A 19,902-nucleotide genomic window follows, 5' to 3' on the forward strand; every position below is an offset into this window, starting at 1 on the left:
TTCTTACTGCTCTTTTACGGTTTCGCCTTCCGCTAACGGTAATGTGCCCTGCTCAGTAGGCAAAATAATGTTAAGAAGAATGGCTAAAATACCGCCTGTGGTAACAGCATGTCCAAACAGGTTAGTGATCAGCACAGGGAACTGTTTCAGCACATCGGGTACCGCCTCAACGCCTAAGCCAATGCCAAAAGAGATGGCCACAATTAACATTTCGCGTCGGCCTAATGGCGTTTGCGTCATCACACGAATGCCTGCCGCGACCACGCTACCAAACATCACAATGGTTGCCCCGCCTAAAACCGGCGGCGGAATCTGCTGCAACAGCGACCCAATCGCCGGGAAGATCCCCAACAGCGCCAGCATCAAGCCTAAAACCATACCCACGTAACGACTCGCAACGCCGGTCATTTGGATCACGCCGTTGTTCTGCGCAAAAGTGGTATTGGGAAAGGCGGAGAAGATGGCAGCCAGCATGCAGCTAATGCCATCCGCCATAATGCCGCCCTCTAACCGCCGTTGAAACTGAGGGCCCACAATTGGCTGCTGAGACAACATACAGTTGGCAGTGAGATCGCCTACCGCTTCTATCACCGCGATCACAGAAACCAGCGCGATCGGCACAAAGAGGGTCCAGTCAAAATTAAAACCGAATTTGAAGAACGAAGGCATCACCAGCCAAGCGGTTTCAACGGCAGGCTTAACTTGCAAGTGCCCCGTCAACGCAGCGGCGATACATCCCACAGTAATCCCCACCACCACAGCGACTAAGCGGGCCCAACGGTTACGCGAGCGATTCAATGCCACAATCACCAGCAAAGTTAATGCGCCTAATGCTAAGTTACCGGGCGCACCAAAATCCTGCGCGTTATGTCCTCCCGCCCAATCGGTAATGCTGACTTTTATCAGGCTAATACCGATCAACGTAATAACCGTGCCCGTGACCACGGGCGTTAGCACTTTACGCAATTGTTTGACGCAGCGACTTAACAGTATAGGAATGAAGGCTGCCACCATGTTGCAGCCAAACAGCATCGCCATAATCTCTTCCGGTGAGCCACCCCGCGCTTTCACCATCAATCCGCCAGAGAGAATCACGCCAAGGAAAGCGAAGCTGGTGCCCTGTAGACAAATCATGCCTGCACCTATACCCGCAAAACGGCGCGCCTGAATAAACGTACCCAAGCCAGAGACCAGCAAAGACATACTGATCAGATAAGGGATATAGGCCTGAAGCCCTAATAGCGACCCAATGATCAACGGCGGCGTAATGATTCCGACCACGCTGGCCAAAACATGTTGTAGCGCGGCAAAAAAAGCGGGTACAGGCCCGATCCGAGCATCAAGCCCGTACAGCAAACCTTTCTCGTGCGATTGCGACATAATGGTGCTCCGGCAAATAGTTATTAGCTGTGCTATTTATCAAAGCTGCTAATGCATTTTTTGCGCCACACCGTCAGCTCACAGGCTGAAAATAAATCAGGTTATTGTTAAATATGAGAAATTATTCAGAAGAAACAGCACGACGCCCATGAAACTTTACGTTCACCGTGCTGCTTTTTGATGCCATTTGTTGCAGGGCTAGGCGCTGTTTGCACTTATACTGTGCACGCCTGCCTCAAGTAATAATGATATGTCCAGGTAAGCGGTGAGATCGCGTTGCTCTGGGCGGGGCAAATAAGGAAGCTCGCCCACCAAAGGTGCGGCAATTTTGGCGCGGAGAACAGCAATGATGTCCGCGTAGTGTGCCAGGCCAGGATTGATGCGATTTGCTACCCAGCCCAAAAGGGGTAAACCGTCACGGACAATGCTTTCTGCCGTTAACAGTGCATGGCTTATGCAACCCGATTGAATACCCACCACCATGACAACCGGGAGTTGCTGCTCGACTACCCAAGCAGAAAGCGGCCGTTCATCGTTCATCAGGCTACGCCAGCCGCCGGTTCCTTCAACAACAACCCGATCGACTTGCTGTTGCAAACTGTTTAAGCCGTTAGTGAGTTGAGCATAATCGATGCTGTTGTGTGGGTGGATGCAGATTTCCTCTTCCTCGAAAATCAGTGGATTGATCGCTTCATAAGGAAGCGCAAGAGAGGACGCGCTTTGCAGAATTAAAGCATCTTTATTTCTCAGGCCGTTCTGTGTAGACGCGGCACAGCGTGCAACGGGTTTATAACCCACTGCGCTCAGGTTCGCCTGCGTAAAACATTGCAACAGCGCGCGCGATACTACCGTTTTCCCAACAGCAGTATCGGTGCCGGTGACAAAGAGTGTTTTCACCCCATCCTCCTTCAGACTTGGTTTGTCCAGTCGACAATGAACATAAGTACGAAGAGGCATAGTAAGGAAAGGGTTCGCGACGCAACTTGCGTTAGCGCAAGGTTAAGTCAGGCTTAACCTTGCAATAGCTTCACCAGTAAATATCCACTGTAAAGCGCATCTTTGATTAAAGCGGCGGCACCTAATGTTCCGGGCTCTCGAAATTCGGTTGTAGCCAGATTAATTTCGGCACTGTAAGCGGGTAAGGCTTGCTGATGAATGGTGCTACTTACTGCGGGGAATAAGACTTCAGCAGCCTGATTAAGCGGTGAACCGATAAGAATTTGTTGCGGATTAAAGATGTTAACCATCATAGCTAACATGCGGCCAACGTGATGGCCGACACTGGCAATAGCATCACATGCCAGTCGATCACCCGCGAGTGCGGCCGAGCAAAGCGATTCCAGCGTCAGCGGTTGCTGATGCAACGTGCTGTCGAGTTGCGATGCTAATCGCTGTGTGACCAGCGCCAGCAAACTGCCGGTGCTGGCGACGGTTTCCAGGCAGCCATGATTGCCGCAATAGCACTGTTTACCGTATGGATCGATTTGAGTATGACCGATTTCGACTAACGCCCTGCCTCTTTTATGCAGTAGCTGACCACCGCTGATCACGCCTGCACCGACCGTTTCATCAATGACAATCTGAATGACATCCTGCGCGCCGTGTGAAGCACCGAACAGTGATTCTGCTAAAGTCCAGGCGGAAATATCATGCTGAATAAAAACCGGTAGCCCGGTACGGGCTGCAAGCACTTCACCGAGCGGCATATCCTGTACAGCATAGCCGGGTAAACGATGTACCACGCCAGATGCCGCATTGATCAGTCCGGGCAACGTGATCGCAATTGCCGTCAAACGCTCCAGCTTTTGCTGATGGCGAATGAAAAACGCATCCACCTCATTCACAAGTGAGGCCAGTAACGGCTGTTGAGTTTCTTCCGGTAACGGCAGGATCTCTTCAACCAGTGAACGGCTACTGAGATCGCGGAGGGTCATGGTCATCTCACCATGATGCAGGCGGATCGCCAGATAGTGCCAGGCGACAGTATCCAGTATCAAGCCAATTGCAGGCCTTCCACGGCTTCCTGGCTCCTGAAATTCCGTTTCCTGCACCAAATGCGCTTCTAACATTTCACGCACAATTTTGGTAATACTGGCTGGCGCGAGCTGTGCCCGTTTAGAGAGTTCGATACGCGAAATGGGACCATAAAGATCAATTAATCGGTAAACGACGCCTGCATTAGTCTGCTTAATTTGGTCAATGTGGCCAGGTTGACTGTCCAGGTTCACACCCTGCTCCCGGTTATTTTCGCGCTTCTAAATAAACATGAGATATGGTGCGGCAGATTAGCCTTGAGCGTCAAATATTTGATTGGAAATGTGATTTGTCGCACACATTGCTGATGGGAAAGAGGGATTACCCCGCAAAGTCACGCCGCAGTAGCTGCATCATTCGATCCATTTGCGCATTTATTTCGCGCTCCCCTGACCAGACCAACCACAGTTCTGATAACGCATCAGGCTCTTCCAGCGGTAACCACACAACATCGGCTAGACGTGCGCGCCGAAACGAAGCGGGTAAAATCGACACGCCTAAGCCTGTGGCAACTAACCCTAAAATGGTCATGGCTTCGCCGACTTCCTGCGTGATATAGGGTTTGATTTGATAACGATGCAGCAGCGCCAGGATTTCACTGTAAAGTGCGGTTCCCCCTTGAGGATCAAAAAAGACAAAAGGTTCAGACGCTAAAGCCTTGATGGAGATTTTGTCCGCATCCACCAAAGGATGGGCCCAATGCACCACAGCGTAAAGCGGTTCACTGAGTAGCAGTTGATGACGGAGATCGCCCGGCAGCGGCGTATTACGCATAACACCTAAATCAAGCCGACCGTCATGTAGCGGGGCTAACTGCTGGCGCGTGTTGATTTCCTGCATCTGAATATGCACTTTCGGCCAACGCTGGCGAAACTGATACAACGCATTGGAAAGCACGCCCGTGAAAGGCGCCGAGGACGTAAAACCAATACGTAACTCCCCTTCCTCACCACGATGTAAGCGTGCTGCCCGTTCTGCCGCTTGCTCCACCTGCAACAGAATAGCGCGTGCATCTGACAACAACTGCTGTCCAGCGGCGGTGAGTTTTACGCTGCGGTTGGTGCGATTAAACAGTTGCGCGCCGGTTTCCGCCTCTAGCTGCATAATTTGCTGACTCAGTGGCGGTTGAGAAATATTCAGGCGCTGTGCGGCGCGCCCAAAATGCAGCTCTTCGGCCACAGCGATAAAGTATCGGAGATGACGTAACTCTATATTCATATGCCAAACATCTTATTTGAGATTATTAATATATTAGACAACCTAATCCAGCTTTTCTAGAGTTGACGCATCAGGAACAAAGGAGGTATTTCCGTGAGTCGCTCTTCTCAGGCGGTGATAATTGATGATGAATCACCCCGTTCGCCCGCTTCCGTCTCGACGTCAGGATGGATAGAACGCGGAACGCCGCAATTTATGCGTGTGACTCTGGCGCTGTTTTCTGCCGGTTTAGCCACGTTTGCACTCCTTTACTGTGTTCAACCTATCTTGCCGGTTCTCTCCCAGCAATTTGGCGTTTCGCCCGCTGCAAGCAGTATCTCTCTGTCGATTTCAACCGGTTTAATGGCATTAGGTTTGCTGGTAACGGGCCCGCTGTCTGACGCCATTGGACGGAAACCGGTGATGGTGACCGCGTTAATGCTGGCCGCTATTTGTACGCTTATCTCTGCGACCATGACCAGCTGGCACGGCATATTATTGATGCGCGCTTTGATTGGTCTGTCGTTAAGCGGTGTTGCTGCGGTGGGAATGACCTATCTGAGTGAAGAGATCCACCCCCGCATGGTTGCTTTTTCAATGGGGTTATACATCAGCGGTAATTCGATTGGTGGCATGAGTGGCCGCCTGATCAGCGGCGTGTTAACAGACTTTTACTCATGGCGGATTGCGATTGCAGTGATTGGCTGCTTTGCACTGGCTTCTGCGGTGATGTTCTGGAAAATTTTGCCCGCTTCCCGCCATTTTCGTCCCGCCTCACTGCGTCCACGCAGCCTGATCATTAACTTTCGCCTGCACTGGCGTGATCAAGGCTTGCCGCTGCTGTTTGCTGAAGGCTTCCTACTGATGGGTGCCTTTGTGACCCTGTTCAATTACATCGGCTATCGGTTACTGGGTGCGCCGTGGCACTTGAGTCAGGCAGTGGTCGGCTTATTGTCTGTGGTTTATCTGACAGGATCGTGGAGCTCTCCCAAAGCCGGGGCGCTGACCAGCAAACTGGGGCGTGGACCGGTGATGTTCGGCGCTACAGCAATTATGCTGACCGGGCTTCTTATTACGGCTTTCAGTTCTGTTTGGGTCATTTTGATTGGCATGATGCTGTTCACGGCGGGCTTCTTCGCCGCACACTCTGTTGCCAGCGGCTGGATTGGTCCTCGCGCCCGCCGTGCCAAAGGTCAGGCCTCATCACTCTATCTGTTTAGCTACTATTTGGGTTCCAGTGTTGCCGGAACCTTGGGCGGGCTTTTCTGGCATCGCTACGGCTGGACAGGCATTACCCTTTTCATCACCGTATTGCTGTTGCTTGCCTTACTCGTCGCCAGACGGTTGCAATGTCGAAAGCTGTAATTTAATTAATCTCTTACAAAGGGCGCGCAAGCGCCCTTTTTTGATCGCCAGACGATAAATTGTTAGGTTATCAGGGCCAAATGAAACAAAACGTATTTTCCTCGCTATAATCGATTCCATTCCAACGATAAATGTAATTTTTCATTTTTTAACAGCAATGAGGATGCCCTATGGCTCTTTACTATTACGTCAATAAACAATCAGGGTATAACGATAACCATGTGGTCCATGCTTCAGGGTGCAAATACTTGCCGTCCCAGGCGGGACGACTTTTTCTGGGCAGTTTTTACGCCCCAACAGCCGCTATTCAGCAAGCACGCAAATATTATCCCAATGCATTAGGATGCGATAACTGCTGTCCCGTCACGCTAAAAAAAAAGCTGAACATCCAGAATAGCGTGGGACTAAAGCATATGGTCTGTCTCTGATAGTAGCCTGCCCTTCACGGCAGGCTACTATCGCTGCTGCTGTGTCAATTTGTTAAGCATTTACATCCGTTTCCGCTATGTTAGGCTTCTTGATTCTTTTTGTTCGGATTTAACATGCGGGAAAAATTTGCGGCGTCACAGATTGCCTTACACTGGCTTACCTTCTTTCTCATTGTTATTGCTTACAGCACTATCGAACTTCGCGGCTTTGCCCAGCGTGGTTCGTGGCAAGGTTATACGCTAATTGTTACGCATTTTAGTGCCGGCGCGACGGTACTGGTTATCATGCTTTCCCGGTTATTTCTGCGCATACGCCATCGCAGCCCGGCGATTTTGCCACCCGCGCCGCGCTGGCAAACAGGACTGGCGCATCTCACTCACACCTTAATTTATGCCCTGTTCATCTCGCTGCCGATTTTAGGGCTCGCTTCGCGTTATCTGCGTGGTCGCGACTGGTGGTTATTTGGCCTGTCGATGCCGGTTGCCAGTGAACCCAACGTCGATTTATCCGATACGTTGATCGACTGGCATGAAACGCTGGCACCGTTGGGTTATTGGCTGGTAGGGCTGCATGTTGTTGCGGCACTGTTTCATCACTATCTTTTGAAAGACAACACGCTGATGCGCATGATGCCGGGTCAACGGCGCGGTAGATAACCTCAGGCTATCGCCTTCACTGGGGGCGATAAAAAATATTCAATAATAAAAGCGGATTTCAAGGTTTCGTAATCCGCATTCTTCATCCACAATAGTCGCTAAATTGTGACGCAAGTCACTTTCACTGGATGCTCAACGTCATCCAATTTCGCTGTTCTGACTAATTGACTCCTCATGCAATCAATAACTGTTTCCCGTAAAACGGCCTGGCTACGCGTGGTGCTGCTGGCAATCGCTGCGTTTGTTTTTAACACCACCGAATTTGTGCCTGTTGGCCTGTTGTCTGATATTGCCGCCGACTTTTCGATGAAAACCGCTGATGTTGGCATCATGCTGACCATCTATGCGTGGGTCGTCGCGCTGCTTTCATTGCCGTTGATGCTGCTAACGCGCAACGTTGAAAGGCGCATGCTGCTGGCGGTGCTGTTTGTCATCTTTATCGTGAGTCATGTGCTGACAACTTTCGCCTGGGACTTTACCTCGCTGATTGTTTCTCGTATCGGCATTGCGTTGTCACACGCGGTTTTTTGGTCGATCACCGCCTCACTGGCGATCCGCGTTGCACCTGCGGGCAAGAAAACACAGGCGCTGAGCATGTTAGCGACCGGAACTGCTTTGGCGATGGTATTAGGCGTGCCGATTGGACGCGTCGTTGGGCAATACCTTGGCTGGCGCACAACGTTTGGCATCATTGGCCTTACCGCGTTGGTGTTGATGATCATGCTGGCTCGCATTTTGCCGCGCCTGCCAAGCGAACACACCGGTTCTCTCAGCAGCGTGCCAATGCTGTTTCGCCGCCCGGCGTTAGTCAGTATGTATGTGCTGGTTACTTTAGTTGTGACGGCGCATTACACCGCTTACAGCTACATCGAGCCTTTTATGCAGGTGGTGGCGAACTCTGGTGAGAATTTTACCACGCTGCTGCTGCTGCTGTTTGGATCGGCGGGTATTCTGGGCAGCATCCTGTTTAGCTCACTGGGTAATAAATTTCCGTCTGCGCTGTTAATTTCGGCGGTAGCACTGATTACGCTGTGCATGGGATTACTGATTTTTGCTGCGGTTCGTCCTGCAGCTATCTCGACATTGTGCGTAATTTGGGGCATGTCGATGATGATGATTGGTCTGGCAATGCAGGTACGGGTGCTTTCGCTGGCGCCTGATGCGACGGACGTCGCCATGTCATTAATGTCCGGCATCTATAACATTGGCATTGGTGCCGGTGCACTGTTAGGCAACCAGGTTAGCCTGCATATGCGTATGGCTGATGTAGGGAATGTCGGCGGGATAATTGGTCTGGTTGCGCTGCTCTGGTGTGTCTATATCTTCCGCCGTTATCCGCAGTTACGTTCAAACGGCTAAAAAAAGGCTTCAGATAAGTTTCCTTATCTGAAGCCTGCTTAGTGACTTATTTATCACTGTTTATTTATAAAGAACGGCTGTGCCATGCAGGTTGTTGTTGCCAGAGGTCGAAGTGATGCGGAAAGACTTTGCCCCCACATCGCTGGCCTTCTCGGAGAGCTGTTGCTCAAGCGAAGTGAGATTAGTGCTGCCGGTGGCGCTAATCACACCCACTTGCTGTTGATCTAATGGCGTATGACTCACTTCCTGCGCAGCTAGCGAGGCAAACGAGACGCTGCCTAGCACGATTGCCATCAAGGCAATATGTAGCTTTTTCATAACGAACCCCTTCTCAATTCTTCAATTACTGATAAATCACAGCAGTGCCGTGCAATTTGTTCTGACCGGTTGTTGAGATAATGCGGAATGATTTGGCACCCGCTGCGTCTGCTTTCGCATTCAATTGCGCTTCAACCGAGTCAAGGCTGCTACCGGCCTGGACAGAAATGGTACCGACCTGCTGTTGGTTCAGTGGATCGCTGGAAACTTGTTCTGCAGCAAAAGCACCAAAAGTCAGAGTAGAAAGTGCAACCGCTGCCAGAGTGAATTTGATGTTGTTCATAATATTTTCTCGCTTACGAATGAGGTTTAAAAATCGTTGTCGCCATTTAATTAACGACCGTTAAATAAATGATAGACCTGTTACTCGGTTGTCGTCAATATTTATTTAATGAGCGTTATTTTAATCGCGAAGTGGCGTGATTATGGGCTTTAGCGTGGATTTTCACTTAACCATTGGGGCGGATAGTTTGCGGTAAGGCACAAATTGGCAACGCGTTTACAGCCCGTTGACAGAGCACCTTGCTAATTAAGTTAATGATCGGTAATTTATTAGAGTGTTTCTAAAGTAGTGAGGTTGTATGAGCCAGGTACAAGATTGCGATGTGAAGAAATGTCGGGGCCGCCCAAAAGTGTTTGATCGTGAGGCTGCGCTGGATAAAGCACTGACACTTTTCTGGACGCATGGTTACGAAGGAACATCGCTGGCCGATTTGGTCGCCGCCACTGGCGCTAAAGCACCCACACTCTATGCAGAGTTTGTTAATAAAGAAGGTTTGTTTAGAGCGGCTATGGCGCGCTATACAGAAAAGTTCTGTGCTTATCGTGAAGCGGCACTTGATGATGATCAACTTGCGGTAGATAAAGCCATTGAAGGCTATTTCCGCGCGACAGCCGCCTGCTTCACTGACCGGAATTCACCTTCTGGCTGCTTCTTTATCTGCACGTCGACGGCGTTGTCCGCATCATCCAGCGAAATTGCTAATATGCTGAAGCAGCAAAATCAGGCGCAGGAAGCGACGTTGAGTCGTTTTTTAGTGGCGCGTCAGCAGCGCGGCGAACTCAACCAAAAAGTAAACATTGAGTCATTATCGCGTTATCTCGCCTGTATGCTGCAAGGGATGTCTGTGCGGGCACGTGAAGGGGCTTTAAGAAAAGATCTCGACAGTATTATTGATACGCTGATGGCAATGTGGCCAACGTTAACCGGTTTGTGTCAGGGGCAGCACTAAATAAAGGGGGCGCATTATCCGCCCCCTTTTATTCGCAAAATTACTGCCAAACGCTATTCCAGAAAAAACACCGGCTTCAAGGCCTGGCTTTTAGGGCTGTTATCGGGATTCGATGGCATCAAATCTTTCATTGAAGCCCACCAGCGCTGACAAACGTCTGTTTGTGCCACCGCATTCCACTGCTCTTCCGACTCAATCTCTACGCTTGCAAACAGTAAATTACGATCGGCATCCAGCCAGATGGCATAATTGTGTGCGCCGTGCGCTTTGAGCGTTTCGGACAGCTCTGGCCAGATAGGTGAATGGCGACGCTCATACTCTGCATGGCAATCTGCGTTCACCTGCATAACAAACGCTCTACGCAGCATTGGCAGGTCCTACATCCAGCGCTGGCTGCCACGGTTTCACGCCGAAGCGTTCACCCAAAGCAATCAACTGCTCAGTGGTAATGCTTTGACGTATACCGCCCATCGAAAGCACTTTCACGATCACTTCTGATGATTTTTCTGCGGTGTCGATTAAGCCAAAAGCTTCATCCAGCGTTGGCCCGGTGCCAAAAATCCCGTGGAAAGGCCACATCACCAGCGTATGCGACTGCATCTGTTCGGCGGTAGCGGCGCCAATGCCGTCGGTGCCCGGTACCATCCATGGCAGAATGCCCACACCATCCGGGAAGACCACCAGACACTCGGTACTGCCTTCCCATAACAAACGGGTAAAGCGAGCAGAATCGAGTTCAACCACATAGCTCAGCGCCATAAAGTTTGTGGCATGACAATGCATGATGACGCGATCTACGCCGTTACTGACCTCTTTACGCACACAATGCGACTGGAAGTGCGAGGCCAGTTCTGAGGTTGGCAATCCGCCATTCGACAAGCCCCAATGAATTTTGTATGACAAGCCTTTATCATCTACCTGCAGCAATACCAGACAATCTGCTGGATCGAGCTGTACATTGCGGAAAAACTTACCGGAGCCGGTGACCAGGAACCAACAATTTGCCAGCGCTGGCGCAGGTTGCGTCAGTTCGATGCAGCGCGGCTCAGCATAGAAATCCTCAGCAAAAGGCTTCACCTCCTCTTCCAGCAAACGCAAGCTAACGTTGCCGCCGTTGCGCTCATCCCAGCCTTTCAACCACATGTCGCTCGTGGCTTTAACCATTCCTTTAACAAACCAGGAAGAAAGAATGCTTTGCATAGTGAAATCCTTAACGTTGATTCAAAATTTGCTGTTCGTAATGACGGACATCGCTTAACCAGCTGGCATCAGCCGAGACGTCGTGACGCAGGCACCAGGCTTCCCACACCGCCTGCCAGGGCAGTGATTTTTGTTCTTCCAGCAGCGCCAGGCGCGCGGTGTAATCACCTTCCGCTTCCACCTTACGCAAGCGGTCGGTAGGTTCCAGCAAGGCGCGCAGCAGCGCTTTTTTCGCGTTACGCGTACCGATGACCCACGCGGCGATGCGGTTAATGGATGCGTCGAAGAAATCGAGACCGATATGTACTTTATCGAACAGCTGGTGGCGTACGATTTCACTGGCAATGGCTTGCGTTTCGTCGTCAAGCAGCACCACATGATCGCTGTCCCAACGCACCGGACGGCTGACATGCAGTAACAGGCGTGGTACGTACAACATGGCGGCAGAAATTTTGTCAGAGATCACTTCGGTTGGATGGAAATGTCCGGCATCCAGCGTTAATGCGGTTTGACGGCTGCTGGCGTATCCCAGGAAGAATTCATTTGACCCGACGGTGTAACTTTCGGCACCTATACCGAACAACTTACTTTCGACCGCATCAATATGATGTTCTGGATTGAGCTTCTCAGCGATAATTTCATCCAGCGCGCTCATCAGGCGTTGACGCGGAGCCAGGCGATCAACGGTGATATCTTTCATGCCATCTGGCACCCAAATATTCATGACGGAAGGCGTACCGAGTTGCTCGCCAAAGTAAGCAGAAATACGGCGGCTGGCTTTGCAATGATCAATCCAGAACTGGCGAATATTTTTATCGGTGTGAGACAGCGTGAAGCCGTCTGCGCTTAAAGGATGTGAGAAGCAGCTTGGGTTGAAGTCCAAGCCCAGTTTATTTTTCTTAGCCCATTCTACCCAGTTAGCGAAATGTTTCGGTTCAATAGCATCGCGATCAACCGGCGTGTCGCTTTCCAGATAAATAGCATGCAGATTCAGGCGTTTAGGTCCAGGAATCAATGACAACGCTTTCTCAAGATCGGCGCGCAGCTCTTCTGCTGTACGTGCACGACCGGGATAATTTCCCGTTGCCTGAATCCCCCCCGTTAAGGTGCCTTGCGGGTTTTCAAATCCACGAACATCATCTCCCTGCCAGCAGTGCATTGAAACAGGCACGCTGTCCAGTCGCTTAATGGCTTCTTCTACATCAACACCAATTTCAGCGAAACGTTGTTTAGCCAGTTCAAAGGCTTGTTCAATTAGCTTAGTCATAAGCGAGTTCCTTAGCAGGTTGGCTCAGCGCGGTGAAGCGTGCCTGGCTGGCACCAAAAGCGCTGTTAGTTTGCGGTTCAAATTTTTCGAGTGGGAAGTTCTTCGCTACGCAGCGACGGAAATCCGCCACGTCGGTCAGTTCGCCGAGCGCGATCAGCTGGCATCCGACGTTGCCGAGCGTTGAGGCTTCAATTGGCCCCGCCAGCACAGAGATTTCACAGGCATCGGCACAAAGTTGATTAAGAAAATGATTTTGGCAGCCGCCGCCGACCACGTGTAACTGACTGAAATTTTGTCCACGCAGCGTCGCCAGCTCACCCATCACTTCACGATAAAGCAGCGCCAGGCTGTCAAAGATGCAGCGGGCTAAAGCAGCAGCAGATTGCGGAACGGGCATACCTTGTTCAGCGCAGGCATTTTGAATTTCACCTACCATGCTGTCGGGATTGATGAAGCGCGCATGGTTAGGGTTAATCAGCGAGCGGCAGGCGGGTTCGTGTGTTGTTTCGGCGATCAGTTGGCACAAATCTTCAATATTCAGTTCGCTGCAAATTCGCTGTAGTAGCCATAAGCCCATGATATTTTTCAGTACCCGATACCCTTCTGCGCCACCTTCATTCGTAATATTGGCGCGCATCGCAGCTTCTGAAGCGTAAGGTTGTAAGCTTTCAAACCCCATCAATGACCATGTGCCTGAACTGAGGTAAGCGGAATCATCCTGCATCAACGGCGTGGCCAAAACCGCGCTGGCGGTATCATGGGTGGCAACGGCGATCACCGGAATGGGTTCGCCGGTTGCGCTTTTCCAAAAGCCGATGGTATTGCCTGGCGCCTGGGGCTTGCCAAACCATTTAGCCTCAACGCCTGCCCATGCCAGCAAATCGGCATCCCATTCGCCGCTTTCGATATTCAGCATTTGGGTCGTCGTGGCGTTGGTATATTCCCAGTTCATGTTGCCAGTCAGGCGATAATGCAGGTAATCAGGAATCATCAGAGCATGTGCTACGTCAGCTTGCCAGTCGGGTTGCGACTCATGCAGCGCACGCATTTGATACAGCGTATTAAAAGGCAGGAACTGAATACCGGTGCGTGCGTAGATGGCACTTTTGCCCACTTCTCGCAGGGCACGCTCCATCACGCCGTGAGTACGTGCATCACGATAGCTAACCGCTTCGCCAACGCGCGCACCCTGGGCATTCAGCAGCACCATGTCGACACCCCACGTATCAATACCGATGCTATCGGGTACGATACCTTCCTGATCTAACTGGGCCAGACCAGCACGAATCTCCTGTTCGAGCTGATCGACATCCCAACAGTCATAGCCGGCGCGGCGTTGACGTTGATTGGCGAAGCGTTTGACTTCACGCAGATTGAGATGGCGGGTCGCTGCATCCCAGTGGGCAAGCATCACTCGTCCGCTGGATGCGCCTAAATCTATGGCAACGATATTTCGCTTACTCATGGCGTGTTCTTCCTGTGATTTGATGTTCACAGAGTAGAAACCTTGCCCTTTCTGCACCTTCCGCATACTGCCAGTGGCGCATTAGCGCTGGCAGACTTGCAAAGATGTTCGTGAGGGAGATCACAGAGGTGGCATGCGAGGGGATGTGACATTCGCCGCAATTCTGTTATCTACTGCGGCTTTCTTAAATAAACAGCATAATTCCTGCTGAGTTAAGGTAAAAATTCAAGGTAGAGTTTGGGTGTCCTCTTTAGACTCGGTTACGTTTTTGTTAACGATAATAAGAGGCGACCATGACCATTTTGCACAGTGCCGATTTTTTCCCTGAAGGTGATTACGCGATAGCGATTGAACCTCGCGTGCCGCAACAGGCTTTTCCAGAGCATCATCATGATTTCCACGAAATTGTGCTGGTTGAACAGGGATCGGGAATTCATGTCTTTAATGGTCAGCCACAAACGTTATGTGCAGGATGCGTCTGCTTTATCCGCGATCACGATCGCCACTTATATGAGCAAACGGAAAACCTTTGCCTGACGAATGTGCTTTACCGCAGCCCCAGTGCGTTTCGTTTTCTCTCTGGCCTGCAAGCGCTGCTGCCCTGCGACCAGGATGGTCAATATTCATCACATTGGCGCATCAATCATAAAGTGATGGCGCAGGCGTTGAACGTGGTGGCACAAATGCGCCAGGATCAGGCCTGGTCACTGGAAAAACAAGCGCGTCAGGAGCAACTGTTCTTGCAGCTGCTGGTGTTATTGCGTGAAGCCTGCCGTGACGAAAATGCACAGGATCAGGAGGCGCGTTTACACCGTTTACTGGACTGGTTGAACGATCATTACAGTGATGAAATTATATGGGATGAGATAGCGGATCGTTTTTCGCTCTCGCTGCGTACGCTACATCGGCAAATGAAGCAGCAAACAGGCAGTACGCCGCAGCGTTATCTCAACCGGCTGCGCTTGTTGCAAGCGCGTCACTTGCTGCGTCACAGTGATATGCGCATTACGGATATCGCCTTTCAATGTGGTTTTGGTGACAGCAATCACTTCTCTACTTTGTTCAGGCGTGAATTTGGCTGTGCTCCACGGGCGGAGCGCCAGCAGATGTTATAGAGGAGCCAGCCATGACGTTGTTACTCAGCCGAGAGGATTATTTTCCTGCCCCTAACCTCCCGGTTGCGGTGGCAGAACGTATGCCACAACCCTCATTTCCCCCTCATCGGCATGAGTTCAGCGAAATTGTCATTGTTTGGCGAGGCAATGGCTTGCATGTCTTGAATGATCGACCTTGGTTAGTCACCTGCGGCGACGTTTTCTATATCCGAGATAATGATTGCCACAGCTATGACAGCGTCAACGATTTAGTGCTGGATAACATTCTCTATTGTCGCGATCGCTTTGGTTTGGGACTGGACTGGCAGCAACTCATTCCTTCACAAGGTCACGATGCGCCAGGATGCTGGCGTTTAACCACGCGCGGCATGGCGCTGGCGCGCGGCGTGATTAGTCAGCTTGAACGGGAAAGCCGCAAAACCGATCCTCTCTCCATTCAACTTTCAGAAGCACTTTTCCTTCAGTTAGCCATCATCTTGCGTCGTCACGGCTATGCCGCTGATCGGCCTTGGGCTTTGCCTGAAGGTGAACAACTCGATTTGTTGATGTCAGCACTGCAAGGTGCCGTTGCCAGGCCCTTTGACCTTGCCGTGTTTTGTCAGCAAAACCAACTCAATGAGCGATCGCTAAAACAGCTGTTTCGTCAGCAAACCGGGATGACCGTTGGCCATTACCTGCGCCAACTGCAACTGTGTCAGGCAAAGTATTTATTGCGTACACAAGACTGTTTAATCGGAGAAGTGGCCGCGCGCTGCGGCTTTGATGACAGTAACTATTTTTCTGTGGTATTCACGCGAGATACTGGATTAACCCCCAGCGCCTGGCGCCAGCGTTTTCTTTCGCCTCGTCACACGCTTAAAATTCCTGATACTGAAAAACAATAAAGCGAGCCGGTTAAGGCTCGCTGTAATGCATCCGGATATAAGATCTACACCGCCATGCCTAAGCCAACGATATTGGCAGCGATGATAATGACCACGCAGCCAATCGACAGTACGCTAACCGGACGGCGCCCCGCTGACTTCCATTCTTTCAGCAGCAGGCCAACCAAGCCACCACACAGCACATACAAGCTCATGTGTAGCATCCAGCTTACATAGTCATACTGCGGTGGGATTTTGGCGTGGCCCCATGCATAGAAGAAAAATTGCAGATACCACATGGTGCCGCCCAATACAGCAAAAGCTGCGTTGGCGAGCAGCAGTGGCTTAGCCACAGAAAAATCTTTGCGTATCGACAACTCGGGTTTGGTCATCAAGCGGAAGAAACAGAAACCAAGGTTAACCAAGGCGCCCCCTCCCATGATGACAACATAGCTTGGTAAAGCGACATACAGGGGATCAATGCCTAATTGCCCTGCCGCCTCATGCATAGGTTTGGCTGCGTCCATGGCGAAGGACATGCCAGCAGAAAAAATGCCGCACATCACAGCCAGTACTAAGCCTTTCTTCAGGTTGAACTCTTCGGCATTGATTCCCAGTGCGCGTTCTTTAAGTAAACCCGCACGCGAAACAATCGCTACGCCGATCAAAGCCACAAACACACCTAACAGCGTTAGCAACCCGCCCGTGGAAGCAAAGAGCTCGCCAAAGCGACCCTGAATCAGGGGCGTCATAAGCGTACCGACGACCAGCGTGATGCCAATGGCGATACCAATCCCCATCGACATGCCAAGGTAACGCATCGTTAACCCGTAGTTGATGTTTCCTATGCCCCACATCGCACCAAACAGAAACACCGGCATCAACTGTGAAAGACTAAAGCTACTGTAATACGCCCAGAAATTTGGCAGTAATACGGCGCTGACTGCCCAAGGCAAAATCAGCCAGGACATGATGCCGCCAACTGACCACATGGTTTCCCATGACCATCTTTTCACCTGTTTAAATGGCGCGTAGAAACACGCGGCACTGGCAGCTCCGACAAAATGCCAGAAGATACCTGCAATAATGGCACTGTTCATTGTTATTCCTTCGTAAGGTTGAGGCCTACAGAAATCCGAAGATTCCCGCTTAGCACGCAGTCTACGTTTTGCAGGAATTCATCAGCCTTTGAATGGCTGCCGAAGGCGAAGGCGTAGTGGCAATATTTAATTGTTATTCCCGTCAGAGATCACAAAATCACATTTGTCGGAAAGTCGGGCACTCAACCTGTTAAGTCGCTTATTATTATGATTTTTTTACTGAATTGCTGTGTGGCGCAGCACATTTTCGTGTTGGTTGCCGCCCTATCAGCAAAATTGGCAAAGAGACAAAGAACGCTTTTCATTGCCCAGCCAAGGTCGTATAAACAGGGAAAATCCATCGATATCAGGGATTGTGATGACAACGAAGTGGTTAACGCTTTTTCTCTCACGCGCCGTCAGCCGCGTGATGCTGGATGATATTCGCGCGATTTTGCCTGCCGAAGCGGTAAAAATATTTATCAATGGACTTGATGAGTCGCATTACGCGACGGTGGAATGTATTCAAATTGAGGAAAACTGCGCGCTGGTGGCTTCAGCCATTGTGGTCTGGCGTCAGTTAGGGCATGTGCATCACATTACTTATCAGAAGGGTGACGTTTTACGTCAGGTGGATGACGAGACGCAGTTCCAGCTCTTCACCCTGCTGAAAACCCATCGCGCAGTGTTGCAGTTAGCGTGATAAAATCGTTTTTTTCACTGAATAGCAGGAAAATAATGAGAATTGGTATTTTGTTTCCCATCGCCATTATCGTGGCAGGCGTCGGCTTTCTCGCCTGGTTCATCGGCAGCGGTCTGGCAATGCCCGGTTCCTGATCTTTTAGCGCAGCTGGCTGTCTTTGCTGCCGCGACGATTAAACAGTCCTGCGCCCTTCTGCTGTTTATCCATTTTTTCCTGACAGGCTACGCAATAGCGCACACCTTTCAGCGCCTTACGTCGCGCTTCAGGAATGGGCTCGCCGCAAGCTTCGCACTCTGTGGCACTTTCACCCTGACCTAGCGACTGACGGACACGGCTAATCTCGTCATTCACTGTGCTGTCGATCTGTTCTTGCACTGCGCCGTCAGACGCCCAACCATTTGCCATGATCTCGCCCTCGTTTAAACCACCCTATCCAACCTGCTTTACGCTGCAGATGCGTTGATTCACCTCATTCGTCCCCGTCACCTGACGGCGTAATCACATGAGAAAGCACAAGCTTGTCGCCTTCCTGGCGCGCGAATCATTTAAGGTATAACACCTTTATTTTACAACAAACTCGCAGATTTGCTGTGAAGGTCACGTCAACCTGCGATTGACTGCCATGTCTGATTCTCCGCTGGCAACCAGAAAAAGGTGCTACACCTTGATCTGTTTCAGGCTGCACTTATTACATCCTTTAGCTTACATAAATGTAACGTACCGATAGCGGAGAGCACTTCGAATGACAACTCATCTTCAACATTATATTAATGGCGAATTTGTCGCCCACCAGAACGATAAATGGATTGAAGTTATCAACCCTTCAACCGAAGCATTGCTGTCACGTATTCCTGAAGGCAGTGCTGCCGACGCCAGCCGTGCTATCAGCGCAGCAGAAGCCGCGCAGCCAGGCTGGGAAGCGTTGCCCGCTGTTGAGCGTGGTATTTGGTTACGCAAAATTGCGGCCGCTATTCGCAAGCGAGAGCCTGAACTGACGGCAACCATTGTGGCCGAAGGCGGTAAAACGCAAGGACTGGCACAGACTGAAGTGTTGTTTACCGCCGATTATCTTGACTATATGGCGGAATGGGCGCGCCGCTATGAAGGCGAAATCATTAACAGCGATCGTCCCAATGAGAATATTTTCCTGTTCAAAAAGGCGATTGGCGTCACCACCGGTATTTTACCGTGGAACTTTCCCTTCTTCTTGATTGCGCGCAAAGCCGCACCGGCGTTGATTACCGGCAACACCATCGTCATTAAACCCAGCGAAGTGACCCCAAACAATGCCGGTATTTTTGCTGAAATTCTGCAAGAGATCGGATTACCCAACGGCGTGATCAACTTTGTGTACGGTTATGGCCCAGAAGTGGGACAGGAACTGGCTGCAAACCCGAAAGTGGGCCTGGTCAGCCTGACTGGCAGCGTCGGTGCTGGCATCGCTACCATGGAAGCGGCAGCCAAAAACGTCACTAAAGTGTCGCTGGAGTTGGGCGGTAAAGCGCCCGCCATCGTGATGGATGATGCTGACCTGGATATCGCCGTAAAAGCGATTGTTAGCTCACGCGTCATCAATACCGGACAAGTCTGTAACTGTGTGGAACGTGTTTATGTGCAGGAAGGCATCTACGATCGCTTTTTGACAGCCATTACAGCCGCCTTTAAAGAGATTAAATTCGGCAATCCAGCCGAAAAAGCGGATATCGATATGGGGCCACTGATCACTTCCGCTGCATTGGCTCGCGTTGAGCAGAAAGTGGCTAATGCGCTGGCAGATGGCGGCAACCTGGTGCTGGGTGGCAAACGTGCTGGCGATAAAGGGTTCTTCTTTGAGCCAACCATTATCACCAACGTGCGCCAGGATATGGAGATCATGCGTGACGAGATCTTTGGCCCGGTATTACCTGTCATGACGTTCAAAACGCTGGATGAAGCCATTGCACTGGCGAATGATTGCGAATATGGCTTAACTTCCTCGATTTTCACGCAAAACATCAATACGACGATGAACGCGCTGCGTAAGCTGAAGTTTGGTGAAACCTACGTTAACCGTGAGAATTTTGAAGCGATGCAGGGTTTCCATGCGGGCTGGCGGAAATCAGGCGTCGGCGGAGCCGATGGAAAACATGGACTGGAAGAGTATCTGCAGACCCATGTCGCCTATCTGCAATTCACCTAATTCTCCATCATAGTTATTGGCGCAGAGACGTTGGCGTCGCTTGTTCACCCTGGTCGCCTGC

At 50.9% G+C, this 19,902-nt stretch carries 22 protein-coding genes; 10 read left to right on the top strand and 12 right to left on the bottom strand.

Features of this window, described 5'->3' with window-relative positions; genetic code table 11:
- Window positions 1-3: 3 nt before the first annotated feature.
- From SC127_RS21700 to SC127_RS21715, 4 genes are all read right to left on the bottom strand, one after another.
- On the bottom strand, window positions 4-1,380 hold the full coding sequence (locus SC127_RS21700; protein WP_332628042.1) for a nucleobase:cation symporter-2 family protein: 1,377 nt from the start codon (window positions 1,378-1,380) through the stop codon (window positions 4-6).
- Window positions 1,381-1,578: 198 nt separating this feature from the next.
- Complete coding sequence (gene bioD / locus SC127_RS21705) at window positions 1,579-2,277, bottom strand: dethiobiotin synthase (RefSeq protein ID WP_332628044.1); 699 nt, start codon at window positions 2,275-2,277, stop codon at window positions 1,579-1,581.
- Between the two features lie 113 nt (window positions 2,278-2,390).
- A complete protein-coding gene (gene mlc, locus SC127_RS21710) occupies window positions 2,391-3,608 on the bottom strand; it encodes a sugar metabolism global transcriptional regulator Mlc (RefSeq protein WP_215846789.1) in 1,218 nt (405 codons plus the stop codon).
- 127 nt (window positions 3,609-3,735) lie between these two features.
- The gene (locus SC127_RS21715) at window positions 3,736-4,632 is read right to left on the bottom strand and encodes a LysR family transcriptional regulator (protein ID WP_332628047.1); all 897 of its coding nucleotides are present in this window, start codon (window positions 4,630-4,632) and stop codon (window positions 3,736-3,738) included.
- Between the two features lie 93 nt (window positions 4,633-4,725).
- Here SC127_RS21715 and SC127_RS21720 point away from each other — a divergent pair, with 93 nt between their 5' ends.
- From SC127_RS21720 to SC127_RS21735, 4 genes are all read left to right on the top strand, one after another.
- Window positions 4,726-5,976 (top strand): MFS transporter, encoded by a 1,251-nt coding sequence (locus SC127_RS21720; RefSeq protein ID WP_332628049.1) that lies wholly within the window; start codon window positions 4,726-4,728, stop codon window positions 5,974-5,976.
- 170 nt (window positions 5,977-6,146) lie between these two features.
- Window positions 6,147-6,404, top strand: coding sequence for a hypothetical protein (locus tag SC127_RS21725; RefSeq protein ID WP_332628051.1), 258 nt, complete (start codon window positions 6,147-6,149; stop codon window positions 6,402-6,404).
- Between the two features lie 114 nt (window positions 6,405-6,518).
- Window positions 6,519-7,061: a cytochrome b561 gene (gene cybB, locus SC127_RS21730; RefSeq protein ID WP_215846787.1), complete on the top strand. Its 543-nt coding sequence runs from the start codon at window positions 6,519-6,521 to the stop codon at window positions 7,059-7,061.
- A gap of 174 nt (window positions 7,062-7,235) precedes the next feature.
- Window positions 7,236-8,420 (top strand): sugar transporter, encoded by a 1,185-nt coding sequence (locus SC127_RS21735; RefSeq protein WP_215846786.1) that lies wholly within the window; start codon window positions 7,236-7,238, stop codon window positions 8,418-8,420.
- A 60-nt stretch (window positions 8,421-8,480) separates the two neighbouring features.
- On the opposite strand, the gene bhsA (SC127_RS21740) is transcribed toward SC127_RS21735, so the two are convergent.
- Entirely contained in the window at window positions 8,481-8,738 is a 258-nt protein-coding gene (gene bhsA, locus SC127_RS21740) for a multiple stress resistance protein BhsA (protein WP_332628053.1), read from the bottom strand.
- A 25-nt stretch (window positions 8,739-8,763) separates the two neighbouring features.
- Entirely contained in the window at window positions 8,764-9,021 is a 258-nt protein-coding gene (bhsA, locus tag SC127_RS21745) for a multiple stress resistance protein BhsA (protein WP_215846784.1), read from the bottom strand.
- 298 nt (window positions 9,022-9,319) lie between these two features.
- Here bhsA (SC127_RS21745) and SC127_RS21750 point away from each other — a divergent pair, with 298 nt between their 5' ends.
- A complete protein-coding gene (locus SC127_RS21750) occupies window positions 9,320-9,970 on the top strand; it encodes a TetR/AcrR family transcriptional regulator (protein ID WP_332628055.1) in 651 nt (216 codons plus the stop codon).
- A gap of 53 nt (window positions 9,971-10,023) precedes the next feature.
- On the opposite strand, the gene rhaM is transcribed toward SC127_RS21750, so the two are convergent.
- The 4 genes from rhaM to rhaB are packed head-to-tail and all read right to left on the bottom strand — an operon-like array spanning window position 10,024 to window position 13,902.
- The gene (gene rhaM / locus SC127_RS21755) at window positions 10,024-10,338 is read right to left on the bottom strand and encodes an L-rhamnose mutarotase (RefSeq protein ID WP_215846782.1); all 315 of its coding nucleotides are present in this window, start codon (window positions 10,336-10,338) and stop codon (window positions 10,024-10,026) included.
- Window positions 10,328-11,170: a rhamnulose-1-phosphate aldolase gene (gene rhaD, locus SC127_RS21760; protein WP_332628058.1), complete on the bottom strand. Its 843-nt coding sequence runs from the start codon at window positions 11,168-11,170 to the stop codon at window positions 10,328-10,330. The genes rhaM and rhaD overlap by 11 nt, the downstream gene beginning before the upstream one ends.
- Window positions 11,171-11,180: 10 nt before the next feature.
- A complete protein-coding gene (locus tag SC127_RS21765; protein ID WP_332628060.1) occupies window positions 11,181-12,437 on the bottom strand; it encodes an L-rhamnose isomerase in 1,257 nt (418 codons plus the stop codon).
- Window positions 12,430-13,902: a rhamnulokinase gene (gene rhaB, locus SC127_RS21770; protein ID WP_243077900.1), complete on the bottom strand. Its 1,473-nt coding sequence runs from the start codon at window positions 13,900-13,902 to the stop codon at window positions 12,430-12,432. Before rhaB ends, SC127_RS21765 begins: the two co-directional genes overlap by 8 nt.
- Before the next feature lie 293 nt (window positions 13,903-14,195).
- On the opposite strand from rhaB, the gene rhaS reads away from it, so the two are divergent.
- Both rhaS and rhaR read left to right on the top strand, forming a co-directional pair.
- Entirely contained in the window at window positions 14,196-15,017 is an 822-nt protein-coding gene (rhaS, locus tag SC127_RS21775) for an HTH-type transcriptional activator RhaS (protein WP_215846779.1), read from the top strand.
- An 11-nt stretch (window positions 15,018-15,028) separates the two neighbouring features.
- On the top strand, window positions 15,029-15,901 hold the full coding sequence (gene rhaR, locus SC127_RS21780; protein ID WP_243077899.1) for an HTH-type transcriptional activator RhaR: 873 nt from the start codon (window positions 15,029-15,031) through the stop codon (window positions 15,899-15,901).
- A 44-nt stretch (window positions 15,902-15,945) separates the two neighbouring features.
- Here the strand turns inward: rhaR and rhaT are convergent, their stop codons facing one another.
- Window positions 15,946-16,980 carry an L-rhamnose/proton symporter RhaT gene (gene rhaT / locus SC127_RS21785; RefSeq protein ID WP_332628064.1) on the bottom strand — a complete coding sequence of 345 codons (1,035 nt, stop codon included), beginning with the start codon at window positions 16,978-16,980 and terminating at the stop codon, window positions 15,946-15,948.
- A 358-nt stretch (window positions 16,981-17,338) separates the two neighbouring features.
- On the opposite strand from rhaT, the gene SC127_RS21790 reads away from it, so the two are divergent.
- Complete coding sequence (locus tag SC127_RS21790; RefSeq protein WP_215846778.1) at window positions 17,339-17,662, top strand: hypothetical protein; 324 nt, start codon at window positions 17,339-17,341, stop codon at window positions 17,660-17,662.
- A gap of 35 nt (window positions 17,663-17,697) precedes the next feature.
- Window positions 17,698-17,796 (top strand): YoaK family small membrane protein, encoded by a 99-nt coding sequence (locus tag SC127_RS21795; protein WP_008925225.1) that lies wholly within the window; start codon window positions 17,698-17,700, stop codon window positions 17,794-17,796.
- 4 nt (window positions 17,797-17,800) lie between these two features.
- Here the strand turns inward: SC127_RS21795 and SC127_RS21800 are convergent, their stop codons facing one another.
- Window positions 17,801-18,067, bottom strand: coding sequence for a DksA/TraR family C4-type zinc finger protein (locus SC127_RS21800; RefSeq protein ID WP_215846777.1), 267 nt, complete (start codon window positions 18,065-18,067; stop codon window positions 17,801-17,803).
- 337 nt (window positions 18,068-18,404) lie between these two features.
- Here SC127_RS21800 and aldA point away from each other — a divergent pair, with 337 nt between their 5' ends.
- Complete coding sequence (gene aldA / locus SC127_RS21805) at window positions 18,405-19,841, top strand: aldehyde dehydrogenase (protein WP_332628112.1); 1,437 nt, start codon at window positions 18,405-18,407, stop codon at window positions 19,839-19,841.
- The last annotated feature ends 61 nt before the right edge of the window (window positions 19,842-19,902 follow it).

This window comes from Pantoea sp. T14 (assembly GCF_036663535.1).
GTDB lineage: Bacteria > Pseudomonadota > Gammaproteobacteria > Enterobacterales > Enterobacteriaceae > Pantoea > Pantoea phytostimulans.

Coding starts and splice junctions, on each gene's coding strand:
- bhsA (WP_215846784.1), bottom strand. CDS start 9,021: ATGAACAACATCAAATTCACTCTGGCAGCGGTTGCACTTTCTACTCTG.
- SC127_RS21765 (WP_332628060.1), bottom strand. CDS start 12,437: ATGACTAAGCTAATTGAACAAGCCTTTGAACTGGCTAAACAACGTTTC.
- aldA (WP_332628112.1), top strand. CDS start 18,405: ATGACAACTCATCTTCAACATTATATTAATGGCGAATTTGTCGCCCAC.
- rhaR (WP_243077899.1), top strand. CDS start 15,029: ATGACGTTGTTACTCAGCCGAGAGGATTATTTTCCTGCCCCTAACCTC.
- SC127_RS21750 (WP_332628055.1), top strand. CDS start 9,320: ATGAGCCAGGTACAAGATTGCGATGTGAAGAAATGTCGGGGCCGCCCA.
- rhaS (WP_215846779.1), top strand. CDS start 14,196: ATGACCATTTTGCACAGTGCCGATTTTTTCCCTGAAGGTGATTACGCG.
- SC127_RS21735 (WP_215846786.1), top strand. CDS start 7,236: ATGCAATCAATAACTGTTTCCCGTAAAACGGCCTGGCTACGCGTGGTG.
- bhsA (WP_332628053.1), bottom strand. CDS start 8,738: ATGAAAAAGCTACATATTGCCTTGATGGCAATCGTGCTAGGCAGCGTC.
- rhaT (WP_332628064.1), bottom strand. CDS start 16,980: ATGAACAGTGCCATTATTGCAGGTATCTTCTGGCATTTTGTCGGAGCT.
- cybB (WP_215846787.1), top strand. CDS start 6,519: ATGCGGGAAAAATTTGCGGCGTCACAGATTGCCTTACACTGGCTTACC.
- SC127_RS21715 (WP_332628047.1), bottom strand. CDS start 4,632: ATGAATATAGAGTTACGTCATCTCCGATACTTTATCGCTGTGGCCGAA.
- SC127_RS21700 (WP_332628042.1), bottom strand. CDS start 1,380: ATGTCGCAATCGCACGAGAAAGGTTTGCTGTACGGGCTTGATGCTCGG.
- SC127_RS21790 (WP_215846778.1), top strand. CDS start 17,339: ATGACAACGAAGTGGTTAACGCTTTTTCTCTCACGCGCCGTCAGCCGC.
- SC127_RS21800 (WP_215846777.1), bottom strand. CDS start 18,067: ATGGCAAATGGTTGGGCGTCTGACGGCGCAGTGCAAGAACAGATCGAC.
- rhaD (WP_332628058.1), bottom strand. CDS start 11,170: ATGCAAAGCATTCTTTCTTCCTGGTTTGTTAAAGGAATGGTTAAAGCC.
- rhaM (WP_215846782.1), bottom strand. CDS start 10,338: ATGCTGCGTAGAGCGTTTGTTATGCAGGTGAACGCAGATTGCCATGCA.
- SC127_RS21795 (WP_008925225.1), top strand. CDS start 17,698: ATGAGAATTGGTATTTTGTTTCCCATCGCCATTATCGTGGCAGGCGTC.
- rhaB (WP_243077900.1), bottom strand. CDS start 13,902: ATGAGTAAGCGAAATATCGTTGCCATAGATTTAGGCGCATCCAGCGGA.
- SC127_RS21725 (WP_332628051.1), top strand. CDS start 6,147: ATGGCTCTTTACTATTACGTCAATAAACAATCAGGGTATAACGATAAC.